Origin of the sequence: Nocardia sp. NPDC050710, assembly GCF_040654375.1 — a bacterium.
Lineage (GTDB): Bacteria > Actinomycetota > Actinomycetes > Mycobacteriales > Mycobacteriaceae > Nocardia.
Window position 1 is genome coordinate 1133756 of sequence record NZ_JBFAHV010000001.1, and the last position, 13937, is coordinate 1147692.

Consider the following 13937-nt stretch of genomic DNA (forward strand, 5'->3'; position numbering starts at 1 on the left):
CTGACTACCCACAACCCACACCGCCCATCCAATGCTTGCGGCCCCGCCCCGACCGGAGAAAACCGGTGGGAGCGGGGCCGCCGCTCGATTCGTTGCTGACTACAGAGCGTCGGTACCGCGTTCGCCCGTCCGGACCCGGATGATCGCCTCGACCGGAGTCACCCAGACCTTGCCGTCACCGATCTTGCCGGTGCGAGAGGCCTCGACGATCACCTCGACGACCTTGTCGACCGAGGCGTCGTCCACGACGACCTCGACCCGGACCTTCGGCACGAAGTCGACCGAGTACTCGGCACCGCGGTAAACCTCGGTGTGGCCCTTCTGCCGCCCGTAACCCTGCACCTCGCTGACGGTCATGCCGAGCACGCCCGCCTGCTCGAGCCCGGACTTGACGTCCTCGAGAGTGAACGGTTTGACGATTGCGGTGATCAGTTTCATTGTCGTCATGCCTCCTTGACGAGCGCGCGCGCCGTGCCACCCACAGCAGCGAAATCGTATGCGGTCTCCGCGTGCTCGGACTCATCCAGACCCACCGACTCGCCCTCCTCGGTTGCGCGCAGGCCGATCGTGAACTTGATGATGTACGCGATCACAGCCGTGGCGACCAGGGAGTACGCGAGCACCGTGAATGCTCCGACAGCCTGCAGCTTCAACTGCTCGATGCCACCACCGTAGAACAAGCCTTCGACCGCCGCCGGTGCTTCCGGCGCGGCGACCAGGCCGACCATCAGGGTGCCGACCAGACCGCCGACCAAGTGGACGCCGACCACGTCGAGCGAGTCGTCGAAGCCGAACTTGAACTTCAGACCCACGGCCAGGGCGCACAGCGCACCCGCGACCACGCCGATGGCCAGCGCGCCGACCACGTTCACCGAGGAACACGCCGGGGTGATCGCGACCAGACCGGCCACGATGCCCGAGGCGGCGCCCAGCGAAGTGGGCTTGCCGTCGCGGAACTTCTCCACCACGAGCCACGCGAGCATGGCCGCCGCGGTCGCGATGGTGGTGGTGAGGAAGGTAGCGCCCGCGATGCCGTTGGAGCCGACGGCCGAACCGGCGTTGAAGCCGTACCAGCCGAACCACAGCAGGCCCGCGCCGAGCATCACGAACGGCAGGTTGTGCGGACGGAACGGCGTGGTGGGCCAGCCCTTGCGCTTGCCGAGGATGATGGCCAGCACCAGACCGGCGGCACCGGCATTGATGTGGACAGCGGTACCACCGGCGAAGTCGATGGCCTTCAGGTTGTTGGCGATCCAGCCACCGGCCTCGCCGGTGTAGCCGTCGAACGCGAACACCCAGTGCGCGACCGGGAAGTACACGACGGTGGCCCAGATGCCGGCGAACAGGAGCCAGGAGCCGAACTTGAGGCGGTCGGCGACCGCGCCCGAGATGAGTGCGACGGTAATGATCGCGAACATGAGCTGGAACGCGACGAATACCGACAGCGGGATGGTTCCGTTCAGGGGAACCGCGGCAGGTGCCGCCGGATCGGTGGAGGCAAGGTAGCTACCGCCGAAAACGCTCTTCAAACCGAAATATTGACCCGGGTCGCCGATGAGGTTGCCTTTGTCCTCACCGAAGCTCATGGAGAAGCCGTACAGCACCCACAGGATCGTGACCAATCCCATGGCGCTGATGCTCATCATGATCATGTTCAGCACGTTCTTGGAGCGGACCATGCCGCCGTAGAAGAACGCGAGTCCGGGTGTCATCAACAGCACGAGTGCTGAGCTGGCCAGCATCCATGCGGTGTCACCGGCGTCCGGCGCGCCGATTACGGGAAATGCCACCTTAATGTCCTCCTCATCTCGGGCCCAGCCGACTCCGGCAAATGGACCTGCACAGAAGGTTCCTCACTCGGTGTTTCATCTGTCATGCTGCGATGTTTCGCCTGGGTGAACGGATGGAGCAGTTGTGTTGCTACCACGTTTCGTGACGTACACCGCACGTTTCCCCGCAGGTGTGAGGCTCGTGTCGCGCGACCCAAAATTCGGTTACCGACCGGTAGGACCTCGGCAAACGCGCGGCGGCCATTTCGTCATGTTTTCGGCGGCCGCGCCACGCGCCGGAATTATTGGCGGCGCGACATCCACCGGCACGCGGACCGACCGGGGCACATCCGATTGCGGCAAATCCGGGGCGACCCGAAACGCGAACAGCCGAGCGAATATTCGCTCGGCTGTTCTGTTTCCTCGTCGACGCTGCGGCTGCGGCCTCGAACTCAACCCAGTAGCGCGTCCACGAACGCCCCCGGCTCGAACGGCGCGAGATCGTCCGCGCCCTCGCCGAGACCGACCAGTTTCACCGGCACACCCAGTTCGTGCTGCACCTGGAAGACGATGCCGCCCTTCGCCGTGCCGTCCAGCTTGGTGAGCACCACGCCGCTGATATCGACCACCTCGGCGAAGACGCGCGCCTGCATCAGGCCGTTCTGTCCGACGGTGGCATCCAGCACCAGCAGCACCTCGTCTACTTCGCCAGGAGCGGAGCCTGCGGAGCGACCAGACGTTATTGCCTTTTCGACCACGCGCTTGACCTTGCCCAGCTCGTCCATCAGGCCGGTCTTGGTGTGCAGGCGGCCCGCGGTGTCGATCAGCACCGCGTCGACGCCGCGGTCGATGCCCGCCGCCACGGCGTCGAAGGCGACCGCGGCCGGGTCCGCACCTTCCTTACCCCGCACGGTGTCGGCGCCGACCCGCTCACCCCAGGTCTGCAGTTGATCCGCGGCCGCGGCGCGGAAGGTATCGGCCGCTCCGAGCAGCACCCGACGGCCGTCGGCGACCAGCACGCGGGCCAATTTGCCGGTGGTTGTGGTCTTTCCGGTGCCGTTGACGCCGACGACCAGCAGGATCGACGGGTGATCGGTATGCGGCAGCGCACGCACCGAACGGTCCAGTTCGGGACGCAGCGCTTCGATGAGCACATCCCGCAGCACCTCGCGGGCCTGCTCGGTATTGCGGACGCTGCGGACCGCCATCTCCTCGCGCAGGCGGTTGACCACGGCCGCGGTGCTCGCGGTGCCGAGATCGGCAAGCACCAGGGTGTCCTCGACCTCTTCCCAGGAGTCCTCGTCCAGGTCACCGCCACCGAGCAGACCGAGCAGGCTCTTGCCCACGGCGTTCTGCGAGCGCGACAGACGCCCGCGCAGGCGGACGAGGCGACCGGCGGTGGGCTCGATCTCCTCGAGGGGAGGCGCGGCCGCGGCGGCAGCCGCGGTTTCCTCGGCGGGTTCGGCCGGGGCCGTCGTCGGCGGGGCGGCGGTTTCGGGGGCCGACTCCGGTGCGGTTTCCGCGGGAGCGATCTCCGGCGTGACAGTTCCTGCCGTCGGCGTGTCGATCGCGGCCGTATCCGACGGAGCCGTGGCCGTATCCGACGGGCCGGTTTCGGCCGGGGCGGGCGCGGTGGCCGAGTCCGTCGGGGCGGTCTCCGGGGCGACGTCGGTGGTCACCGCCTCGACATCGGTCTCGGGTAGCGGAATATTGGTGATCCCCCGCCGCGGCGCGTCGCGCGGTATCGCCGCGTCGTCGCCGACGTGCGGCTGTCCCTCGGTATCGGTTCGCTCGATCGGCGCGGGTTCCGGACGTGTCGCCGTCGCCGTGCCGCCCTGGCTGAAGTTGAAGCCGCCGGATGCCGTATATCCACCCGACCGGTCGGTCAGCTCCTTGTCCGGGGTCGGTGGCGTCAGCGAGACGCGGCGACGCTTGTACAGGACGAATCCGGCCACAAACGCCACCAGCAGCAGCGCGGCGACCGCGGCAATCAGAATCCAGGCTTCGGAACTCACGCCGACTATCCTTGCAGAACCCCATCCGGAGGCAGGTCGCCGCGTCGCGCCGCAGGTCGCCGCACCTGCGAACGGCACGCGCGCCGGGACCGAGCGACGCGAATCCGGTACCGACACAGCCCCCGAGATTTCTTGTCCTGCGGAACTTCTCGCGAAGTGACAATAGGATCGGCGACGTGACCGATCGAAACGTGCTTGGGGGGCCGCTGGAAGAGTGCGGCGCCGATCCTCTCACCGGCTTCTACCGGGACGGCTGCTGCAGTACCGGGCCGGAGGATCTCGGTAGCCACACCGTGTGCACCGTCGTCACGGCCGAGTTCCTCGAACATCAGGCGTCCATCGGCAACGATCTGAGCACGCCGCGCCCGGAAAACAACTTCCCCGGCCTGCAACCGGGTGACCGCTGGTGTGTGGTGGCCGTGCGCTGGCTGCACGCCCACGAGGACGGCGTCGCCGCCCCCGTTGTGCTCGCCGCCACCCACGAGAACGCCCTGGAAGTGGTCTCCATGGATATCCTGCGCAAATACGCCGTCGACGTCCCCGACGACGTCAGCGACCTGCTCTGACCCTCCCGTGACCCGACGCACCCACCCGAGGCAGCCCGGCGGAATCTCCGGCTGTCGGGCCCGGGCGCGGCGCTGCGTCGACCGGGGCTCGGCCACACCGTATACATGGCGCAGTCGACGTCCCGGTTCTTCGGCGGTGTACTGCTCGCCCCGCCCGACCGCACTCCGCTCCACCGGGAACGGACACGGCCCGGTGCTCAGCGCACGGGTGGAACCGCGGTGCGTCGGCGATGGGCCTTCTGGCGGCAGGCCGGGGAGCAGTATCGGGCTGGTCGCCCCATGCCCGAGCGGCGGAGAGGGGTGCGGCAGATCGGGCAGTGGGGGTTCGGATTCGTTTCGTTACGCGGTCCGGTTTCGTTATGGATACCGGCGGCCGGGGCGAGTTTCGTGACGGTCACCGGGGCCGCCGTCGCGCGCATGGCATCCATGACGATGACCGCGGCGCGCACCAACTCCGCGCCCTGGCGCTGATGTCGTTGGATGGCAACACATCCGGTGAAGATATCGAGCACATCGGCCAGCACGAGGTCGGCGCGCACGGCGCCCTGATGCTGAGCGGCCTCCAGCAGCGCGCCCAGCGCGTGGTGGAAGCGTGCGCCCGCGCTGCGCAGCAGGGCCTTGGGCCAGCCGTCATCGGACTGCACCAGATCGCAGAGTGCCTGGTTGCCCGGGGCGCTGGTGACCACTTCGGTGCAGACGGCGAAGAAGGCGGCACCGGGGTCGGCGGCACCGAGATGGTCGGTCGCCAACCGGGCCAACCGGTCGACGCGCTGTTGCATGACCGCTTCCAGCAGATCGGTTTTCGTCGGAAAATGCCGGTAAACGGTGCCCGCGCCGACCCCGGCCCGCCGGGCGATCTCGGCGAGCGATACCGCGGTACCGGATTCGGCGAAGGCATGCTGCGCGGCCGTGAGCACCAGCGCGCGATTGCGGCGGGCGTCGGCGCGAGCCGCACCGACTGGCAGTGCCGGAACACCTGACATTCGTTACGGCCTTCCATTTTCATTGCTGGCCAAGCGGGTTCGTGCGCCCATATCGTCCGAATACGGGTCGACCGACCCGATTCTAACGAGAACGCCCCACCGGACATCTCCGATCGGGCACGGAAGGCGAGCATGTCTCCTCAGCACCACCCCATTCTGGTCACCGGCGCCACCGGCACCCAGGGCGGCGCGACGGCGCGGCACCTGCTGCACGCCGGGGTGCCGGTACGCGCGCTGGTCCGCGATACCGCGGCGCCCGCCGCACGCGCGCTATCCGACGCGGGCGCCGAGCTCGTGGCCGGCGATTTCGACACGCCCCAGACGCTGGATGCCGCCGTGGCGGGCGCACGCGGTGTATTTCTCATTCCCCCGGCTACTTTCGGACCGCAGGGCTGGAATTCCGAGCTGGAGGCCGACCGTGGCGTCGCGGTGATCCGGGCGGCCGAACGCGCGGACGTCGAGCAGATCGTCTTCACCGGAGTCGCCTCGCTGGGCAAGGACGCCACGTGGGGTATGGCGGGCAAGAGACTGATCGAGGACGCCGTCGCGGCCTCCGGCCTGCGCTACACCCTGCTGCGCCCGGCTCGCTTCTTCGAGAACTACCTGCTCCGGGGCAGCCCGATGGACGGCATCATCGACGGCGTGCACCAGCACCTGTTCCCGGCGGACCGCCCGTTGCAGAGTGTCGCGGTCGCCGATATAGCCGCCTTCGCCGCGCTCGCCTTCGCCGATCCGGATCGCTTCCACGGCCGAACCCTGGAGCTGGCGAGCGACTCCGGCACCCCCGTCGACGCGGCGGCCGCGGTCGGCCGGGCCATCGGACAGCCGGTCCGGTATCGCGAAATATCGGAGGCCGAGGCGGACGCGCTGGGCGCCCAGATAGGCAACACCTGGCGTCTGATTCGCGAAACCGGCGGCTGGCAGGCCGATATCCCTGCTCTTCGCGAAATCCACCCGGGCCTACGCACATTGGACACCTGGCTGGCGGAATCCGGCGCCGATCGAATCCGGGAACTGATCGGCGACCCGGTTCCCACAACACGCTGACACCGTGCAGCGGAGCGCGCCGCGCGCCTGGCCCGCGGCGTACGCTCGATGCGGTGAACCTGTTCGAGCGCTGGACATCCCGTCAACGGCGAGATCCGGTCGGCGCGGAGATGGACGAGATCTTCGGCCCCGCGCGCAAGCACATTCACGAACACAAAGACTGGATCGCGGTCGCCGAACTCGACGACCGCGAATCCGGCGACGATCCGCTGGTGGACCTGGAATCCGGCACGGTCGTACTGAGTTCACGTCGCCCGGAACCGGATGTCAGCTGGCCGCGCCCACCGGAGCCAAATTCTCCCCGCGCAGTCGTTGCGAGATCACCTGGGTGATGCCGTCGCCGCGCATGCTGACGCCGTAGAGAGCGTCGGCGATCTCCATGGTCGGCTTCTGGTGGGTGATGACGATCAGCTGGCTCTTCTCCCGCAGCTGCTCGAACAGACCGATCAGCCTGCGCAGGTTGGTGTCGTCCAGCGCGGCCTCGACCTCGTCCATCACATAGAAGGGCGAGGGGCGGGCGCGGAAGATGGCCACCAGCAAGGCCACCGCGGTCAGTGACTTCTCACCGCCGGAGAGCAGCGACAGGCGCTTGACCTTCTTGCCCGGCGGCCGGGCCTCCACTTCGATGCCGGTGGTCAACATGTCGGACGGGTCGGTCAGCACCAGCCTGCCCTCGCCGCCCGGGAACAGCTTCGAGAACACGCCGACGAATTCGCGCTCCACATCCTCGTAGGCCTCGGTGAACACCTGCAGGATCCGAGCATCCACCTCGGCGACTACGTCGAGCAGATCCTTACGCGCGCTCTTGACGTCCTCGAGCTGCGTGGACAGGAAGTTGTAGCGCTCCTCCAGCGCCGCGAACTCCTCCAACGCAAGGGGATTCACCTTGCCGAGGGTGGACAGGTCCTTCTCCGCGCGCTTAGCCCGGCGCTCCTGGGTGGACCGGTCGTAGGGCATCGGCGCGGGCGCGGTGACCTGTTCGCCGCGCTCCTTGGCCTGCTCGTACTCCTGCCACTCCAGATCCGAGGGCGGCAGCGGTACGTCGGGGCCGTATTCGGCGATCAGGTCGGCCAGCGCGATGCCGAACTGCTCGGCGATATTCGCCTCCAGCTGTTCGATTCGCAACGCCGCCTGGGCCTTTGCCACCTCGTCCCGGTGCACCGCGTCGGTGAGCTGGCTCAGCTGCGCCGTCAGCGCACGTACCCGCTCCTTGACCTGGTCGACCTGGGCGGCGGCCTCGGTACGGCGGCGCACCAGCTCGTCACGGCGGGTACTCGCCTCGGCGACAACCTTTTCCAATTCGGCGGCGACCTTGGCGCCGGATTCGGCGACCGCGGCGGCGACCCCCGCGGCCTGCCTGCGCGCCGCCTGCGCGCGCTCGGCCCTCGCGCGGGCCTCGCGCTCCGCGCGGGCCGCCCGGCGCAGCGAATCCGCCTTGCCACGGACCGATTCCGCACGCTCCTCGGCGGTACGGACCGATAGCCTGGCCTCCACCTCCATCGAGCGGGCCTCGGCCAGCGCGGCCGCGGCCTCCTCCCGATCTCGACCCGCGGACTCGGTCCCGGCCGCGCCGATACCGTCGGCGTCGTCGCCCTGTTCGAGTTCGACCGCGCGCAGCCGATCCTCCAATTCGGCCAGCGCGGTGAGGGATTCCTCCCGGCCCGCCTCGGCCTCGGCACGCTGATGGGTGAGGCGTTCGCTGTCGCCTTGTGCGGCGCGGGCGGCCTGGCCCAACCGGCCGAGCCGATCGTAGATCGCCAACAGGGCCTGATCGGATTCGTGCAGCGCCAGCAGCGCCTGGTCCACGGCCTCCTTGCGGTCGGTCTGTTCGGCCAGCGCACCCGAGAGTGCCGCCTCCAGTTCCTCGGCGCGTCGCTGGGACGCGATCAGATCCGCCTTCGCCGTGTCGATATCGGCCTGGATCTCCAGCTGACTCGGCGCGCGATCGGAGCCGCCGAGCACCCATCCGCTGCCGGTGAGGTCGCCGTCGCGGGTGACGACCCGCAGCTCGGGCCGAGCGGCGACGAGGGCCGTCGCCTCGGATAGATCCTCGACGACCGCCACGCCCGCGGTCAGCGCCGCGACGGCGCCACGCACCTGATCCGGGCAGTCCACCACATCGGCCAGCCAGCGCGCCGCACCCGGCAGCGCCGCACCCGGTGCGCGCACCGCCGCACCGGTGCCGAACACCAGCGCGACCCGCCCACCATCGGCTTCCTTCAGCGCCCGCACCGCCGCGTGCGCCGCATCGCCGGTGTCGGCCGCCACCGCATCGGCCAGTGGCCCCAATGTCGCGGCGACCGCGGCCTCGAAACCACTGTGCACCCGCAGCATCCCCGACAGCGGACCGAGCAGCCCCTGCGCCTGATGCTCCACGAGCCACGCCGCACCATCGCGGCGCGCCAGGTTCATGCTGAGCGCCTCGATACGCGCGGTCAGCGAGGCGACCCGCTTACTCGCGTCGCGGTCCTGTTCGCGCAATTCGGTGACACGCTGATCGGCCAGCGCGAGCGCCTGCACCGCATGCTCGTGCTGCGCGTCCAGGCCTTCCTCGCCCGCGTCGAGCTCGCCGAGTTCGGTCTGCACCGTATCGAATTCGGCCTGGGCCGCCTCGCCGCGATGTCTGGCTTCGGTGATCGCCACCGAAAGCCGTGCGATCTCGGCATCCACCGACTGCGCCCGGGTACGCAGCGTGTCGACCTGCCCGGACAGCCGCGCCAGCCCCTCGCGCCGGTCGGCGATCGCCCGCACCGCCGCCAGATGCGCCTGCTCGGCGGCCTTGGCGGCGTATTCACGCTCGGCCAGGGCATCGCGGGCCGCCTCGAGAGTTTCGGCTGCGATCTCCACCGCCTCGCGCAGCTCGGCCTCCTCCGCCTCGACCCGCGCCGCCTCGGCCTCCAACTGATCCGGGTCGCGACCGGTGCCGACCGGTGCTTCGGTATCGAGGTGGCGGGCGCGATCACCGGCGATGCGAATGGTCGCGTTCACCCGTTCGGCCAGCGCGGAGAGCTGGAACCAGATCTGGGCCGCGGCCTCGGCGCTCGGAGTGAGCCGGGAGAGCTGGAATTCCTGCTGGGCGAGTGCGGCATTGGCGGCGTCCAGTTCCGACTGCACCGTGATCTGCTGCTCGCGCGCGTACGCTTCCTTGCTCTGCTGGCTCTCCAACTCGCCGCGCCGGGTGACCAGGTCGTCGGCGGCAAGGCGCAGTCGCGCGTCGCGCAGATCGGCCTGCACGGTCTGGGCGCGCCGGGCCACCTCGGCCTGACGGCCGAGCGGCTTGAGCTGGCGGCGCAGTTCGGTGGTGAGGTCGGTGAGACGAGCTAGATTGGCCTGCATCGCCTCCAGTTTGCGGACCGCCTTCTCCTTGCGCTTGCGATGCTTGAGCACGCCCGCGGCCTCTTCGACGAAGGCGCGGCGATCCTCCGGGCGGGATTCCAGAATGGCCGAGAGCTGACCCTGTCCGACGATGACGTGCATTTCCCGGCCGATGCCGGAGTCGCTGAGTAGTTCCTGGACATCCATCAGACGGCAAGAGCTGCCATTGATCTCGTACTCACCCGCACCGTCGCGGAACATGCGCCGGGTAATGGACACCTCGGCGTAGTCGATGGGCAGCGCACCGTCGGAGTTGTCGATGGTCAGGGTCACCTCGGCGCGGCCCAGCGGCGCGCGCCCGGAGGTCCCGGCAAAGATGACGTCCTGCATCTTGCCGCCGCGCAAAGCCTTCGCACCCTGCTCACCCATGACCCAGGTGAGCGCGTCGACGACATTGGACTTGCCCGAACCGTTGGGGCCGACCACACAGGTGATGCCCGGTTCGAACCGCAGCGTCGTCGCGGACGCGAAGGATTTGAACCCCTTCAACGTCAGACTCTTCAGGTGCAAATTCGGACGACCTTTCGGGGTTGACCTGCCGTGTTCTGCCCGGCCGGCAGTACTGCGGAGCGACCAGCCATGGTATCCGCCGGTGACCGGGCACCCCGCAGGCGGTCGGCAGTCCCGCTCCAGGTTATCGAGTCAGCTGGTGATGTCGGGTATTTCGATACGCCTGAGATTTGCCGGAGCGCCCCTCACGGCGCCGCGGAAGGCCGCGGGGGTCGATCCCGTCCGCTGCTGGAAGTATTTGGAGAAGTTGGACGCGTCATCGAATCCGAGCCGCTCAGCGATCCGCGTCACCGGGTCCTGGGCATGTGTGAGCAGCCGCTTGGCCTCCAGCACGATCCGGTCATCGATCAGTTGTTTGGCGGTGCGGCCGGTGTGCTCACGGGCCAGTCGGTTCAGCGTTCGGGTCGAATAGCCCAGGCGGGCGGCGTATTCGGTGACCTTGTGCATGGTGGTGAACTGCGCCTCGATTTCGTCGCGCAGCCACAGATACGCCTCATGGGTCGGCACCTGCCGATCGACGCGGTCGGTGGTCTCTTCGGCGAGCAGCAGAACCAGCGCGCCCAGCGCATGGATGGCGACGGCTCGGTGCAGTTCGGGAGCCCGTGGGGTGGCCGAGAGGCATGCGCGCAGCAGGTCCCAGCCGAGTCCGGCGGGCGAGTCACGCAGGTCCGCGCCGGACCAGTGATTACGCAACCGCCAGCCCACCGCTTTCACCAGGTCACGGGTTCGGTCGTCCAGCGCCGCGGCCGAGAACAGCACGACCGCTCCCTCGATATCGCCGATCCGACCCCATTGGTGTACCTGTCCCGCTCGAATCCACAGCAGGTCGCCGGGGACCAGCGGATAGTCGGTGAAGTCGACCGTATGCGTCGCGTGCCCGTGCTCGATCCGCATCAATAGGTCGAAATCGAGGCGCTGAGGGTCGCGGAACTCCCGTGCGCCACCGCGCTCCCGCATGCGCGCCAGCGAGGTCGATTCCAGCGTCGGCGACTCGCCCGGTAGCGGAGCAATCCGGATGGGCCGGATCGACGCCTTCTGTTGCTGTCCCATTTTGACCACGTTCGTTCGCTGAACAACCGTGAAGCACCCGGCACCGATTTCTATTTCCACTATATGCACCGCAACCGGGTGCGAGAACAGCAAGTAACCGGCCACGAGCCGACTCCCCGGACGCCGCCGAGGCCGCGCTGATCACCGTCGTCGACACCGTGCTGGTCCGCGACGCCGCCACGGCGTGGTGGCGCGGTCGCCGAATTCGTCCGAGCGTCGACTCGGGTTCACCCCACGGCCCACCCGAACGAGCAAACTCCGCCATGAAAGGCCCGCTCCGAATACCATCCACCTGATTCGCCAGCGGAATGTTTGTTCGGGAGTAACGCCGATGCCAGCCCCTAGGCCCGGGACCAGCACCAGCTACCGGCTTGCCCGTATCACCGCACTGGTGGTCGGCAGCCTCGTTTTCCTCTATGCCTGTGAGCGCAGCCGGAGCTCGATGCTGTCCGATGTGTGGGGTGAGGTGGTACTCGCGGCGGGACTCGGCATCGCCGGGATCGCCGCGGCGTGGTTCGAGATCACGCTCAACAATCGCGCCGCGGAACTCGAGGCCGCCGAAACCGGGGAAACCGGGGAGTTCCTCCTGGAATCCGAGGACCGGACCGTCCGGGCCCGCATCGCGCCCTCCGGGAACCTGGTCTTCCACGGCCGCGAAACCGAGGGCATCGCCGCTGGTCACGAATGGTCGTGGACCTTCCGGCCGGGTACCTTCCCCGCCATCCGCGCCGCCCTCGGCGGCGGCACCGAGGATCTGGTGCTCCTGCTCGAACACATTGTCCCGCAACTGGATCAGCACAGCCGTCGAGACCCCGGCGCCTGGCTGCGCGCCCAAGGCATCCCCGCCACCTACCGCGAGAAGGGCGACAACCCCAGCCAGACCACCCGCAAACTCCCCATCCTCAAACGCGGACTACCCCGAGGCATCGGCCACGGCGAACAGCGACTGGCCCGCACCCCGGCCGAGCGAGAAGGAGTTCGATCGGCACTGTCCTCCGGCCGCCGCCCGTCGCCGTCCCCGTCGGGCGCCGACCATGCGGAACCCGCGCTTTCAGCGCCGATGTCCGCTGTTCGCGGCAGTCGGTCGTCCGCGTCCGCACGCACCGCTCACGTCGCGGCACCGGCCGATGAGCCGGAAATCGGGCTTGTCGGATCGTTATCGGCGCGCTTGCGCACCTCGATGCGACGCTCGGCCTCCGATGAGCAGGCCTCGCACGCACCGGATTCCGATGAACACGGCGAGCGCGGACATTCCATCGCGACTCGATTCGATCAGGCCCGAAGCTTATTCGCGCGCGTTCTGCCGAATCGCGACACCGACCTCGACGACGAGTTCGACGACGACTACGAGGACGACGAATACGACGAGGACGACTACGACAATCCCGCCGATTCCGCTGACCTCGACTACGACGAGCCCGTTCGCCGCGACCGTCGTACGCACACATCATCCGATCGGCGTACCCCCGCGCAGTCCGACGGACTCGGATCACGACGGCGTCCCACCACCGAATCCGTACCCCCGCATTCCGGCCCGATCGCCTCCGGCCACCGACCACCGGCCGAGCCCGCGTGGCCCACCCCGAACCGCCGCACCCCGCCGACCCACGACGCGGCAGACTCCGCACGGAACCATCGCGAATCCACACGCGGACAACGCACCTCGGGCGAGCCCGCGTCCATGCCGGACCGCCGCATTCCACCGACCCGCAACACACCCCAGCCCGGAACGACGCACCGGGAACACGACGAGTTCGACCGATCCGACCGGGCCACGCACGGGCGGCGCGCACCGGACACACCCACCCGGCCTGCCTCGAACCGCCGCACCCCGATCACCGACGACGGGGCCGATTCCGCACCGAACCATCGCGAATCCACACGCGGACAACGCACCTCGGGCGAGCCCCCGGCCATCCCGGGCCGCCGCATCCCACCGACCCGCAACACACCTCAACCCGGGCCGACGCACCGGGAACACGACGAGTTCGACCGACCTACCCCGAATACCCGTGGACGTCGGTCGGTCGACGAGTCGCACCGCCCAGCGATGCCCGCGCGCTCGGCGTCGGCTGCCTCGAATCCTTACGTGCAGAACGCCTCCGACCGATCACCCCGATCGGATCGTCATGCGGGGACCACTCCCGATCGTTCGGATCCGGCGACGCGCTACTCCCCGACGCCCGGTCGACCCGCCTCTCCAGCCGCCGGTCGATCCACCTCCGGTAACACTCGGCGTCCCGTACCGCCCGATCCGGATCCCTACGCGCCCAGCACTGTCGACCGACCCGATCCGATGCGCGGTGGCCGCCGCCCGCCGAACTCATCCGACCGGTCCCCCGCGGTTCCCGGCCGACCCGCGCGGGAGGAGTACGCCCCGCGCGCGGATCCCGCCTCCGCTCCGCAACGAATCCGGAACGGCCGTTCCGCGCACTCCGTGCCCGAACCGGCCGAATCCCACCCCCGTCAGCGCCGCTCCCGGACATCGCCCGACCACGTTCCCGCGCGCCACTTCATCGAGGACGACCCGGACCCGTCGGGATCCGACTACGCCACCCACTACGACGACCGACCCCGGTCGCGCCACAACTGGTAGACCGCCAACGCCCGAGCGCCCCCGCG

At 68.8% G+C, this 13937-nt stretch carries 9 protein-coding genes; 3 read left to right on the plus strand and 6 right to left on the minus strand.

From position 1 onward, the window contains the following. Positions 1-99: 99 nt before the first annotated feature. The 3 genes from AB0H61_RS05330 to ftsY all read right to left on the minus strand — a co-directional run bounded on the left by AB0H61_RS05330 (position 100) and on the right by ftsY (position 3784). Positions 100-438: a P-II family nitrogen regulator gene (locus AB0H61_RS05330; RefSeq protein ID WP_039799550.1), complete on the minus strand. Its 339-nt coding sequence runs from the start codon at positions 436-438 to the stop codon at positions 100-102. 5 nt (positions 439-443) lie between these two features. Continuing rightward, on the minus strand, positions 444-1790 hold the full coding sequence (locus AB0H61_RS05335) for an ammonium transporter (RefSeq protein WP_357299446.1): 1347 nt from the start codon (positions 1788-1790) through the stop codon (positions 444-446). Positions 1791-2221: 431 nt separating this feature from the next. Further along, positions 2222-3784, minus strand: a complete 1563-nt coding sequence (gene ftsY, locus AB0H61_RS05340; RefSeq protein WP_357299449.1) for a signal recognition particle-docking protein FtsY — start codon at positions 3782-3784, stop codon at positions 2222-2224. 176 nt (positions 3785-3960) lie between these two features. On the opposite strand from ftsY, the gene AB0H61_RS05345 reads away from it, so the two are divergent. Continuing rightward, positions 3961-4350 (plus strand): DUF2237 domain-containing protein, encoded by a 390-nt coding sequence (locus AB0H61_RS05345; RefSeq protein ID WP_357299451.1) that lies wholly within the window; start codon positions 3961-3963, stop codon positions 4348-4350. A 197-nt stretch (positions 4351-4547) separates the two neighbouring features. Here the strand turns inward: AB0H61_RS05345 and AB0H61_RS05350 are convergent, their stop codons facing one another. Beyond that, positions 4548-5333: a TetR/AcrR family transcriptional regulator gene (locus AB0H61_RS05350; protein ID WP_357299453.1), complete on the minus strand. Its 786-nt coding sequence runs from the start codon at positions 5331-5333 to the stop codon at positions 4548-4550. A 132-nt stretch (positions 5334-5465) separates the two neighbouring features. Between AB0H61_RS05350 and AB0H61_RS05355 the strand changes: the two genes are divergently transcribed. After that, positions 5466-6380, plus strand: a complete 915-nt coding sequence (locus AB0H61_RS05355) for an NmrA family NAD(P)-binding protein (RefSeq protein WP_357299455.1) — start codon at positions 5466-5468, stop codon at positions 6378-6380. 267 nt (positions 6381-6647) lie between these two features. Here AB0H61_RS05355 and smc read toward each other — a convergent pair whose 3' ends face one another. Next, positions 6648-10265 carry a chromosome segregation protein SMC gene (gene smc / locus AB0H61_RS05360; protein ID WP_357299458.1) on the minus strand — a complete coding sequence of 1206 codons (3618 nt, stop codon included), beginning with the start codon at positions 10263-10265 and terminating at the stop codon, positions 6648-6650. A 132-nt stretch (positions 10266-10397) separates the two neighbouring features. Beyond that, positions 10398-11315: a helix-turn-helix transcriptional regulator gene (locus tag AB0H61_RS05365; protein WP_357299461.1), complete on the minus strand. Its 918-nt coding sequence runs from the start codon at positions 11313-11315 to the stop codon at positions 10398-10400. Positions 11316-11646: 331 nt separating this feature from the next. On the opposite strand from AB0H61_RS05365, the gene AB0H61_RS05370 reads away from it, so the two are divergent. After that, on the plus strand, positions 11647-13911 hold the full coding sequence (locus tag AB0H61_RS05370; RefSeq protein ID WP_357299462.1) for a hypothetical protein: 2265 nt from the start codon (positions 11647-11649) through the stop codon (positions 13909-13911). The last annotated feature ends 26 nt before the right edge of the window (positions 13912-13937 follow it).

Coding starts and splice junctions, on each gene's coding strand:
- AB0H61_RS05330 (WP_039799550.1), bottom strand. CDS start 438: ATGAAACTGATCACCGCAATCGTCAAACCGTTCACTCTCGAGGACGTC.
- AB0H61_RS05350 (WP_357299453.1), bottom strand. CDS start 5,333: ATGTCAGGTGTTCCGGCACTGCCAGTCGGTGCGGCTCGCGCCGACGCC.
- AB0H61_RS05355 (WP_357299455.1), top strand. CDS start 5,466: ATGTCTCCTCAGCACCACCCCATTCTGGTCACCGGCGCCACCGGCACC.
- AB0H61_RS05365 (WP_357299461.1), bottom strand. CDS start 11,315: ATGGGACAGCAACAGAAGGCGTCGATCCGGCCCATCCGGATTGCTCCG.
- AB0H61_RS05370 (WP_357299462.1), top strand. CDS start 11,647: ATGCCAGCCCCTAGGCCCGGGACCAGCACCAGCTACCGGCTTGCCCGT.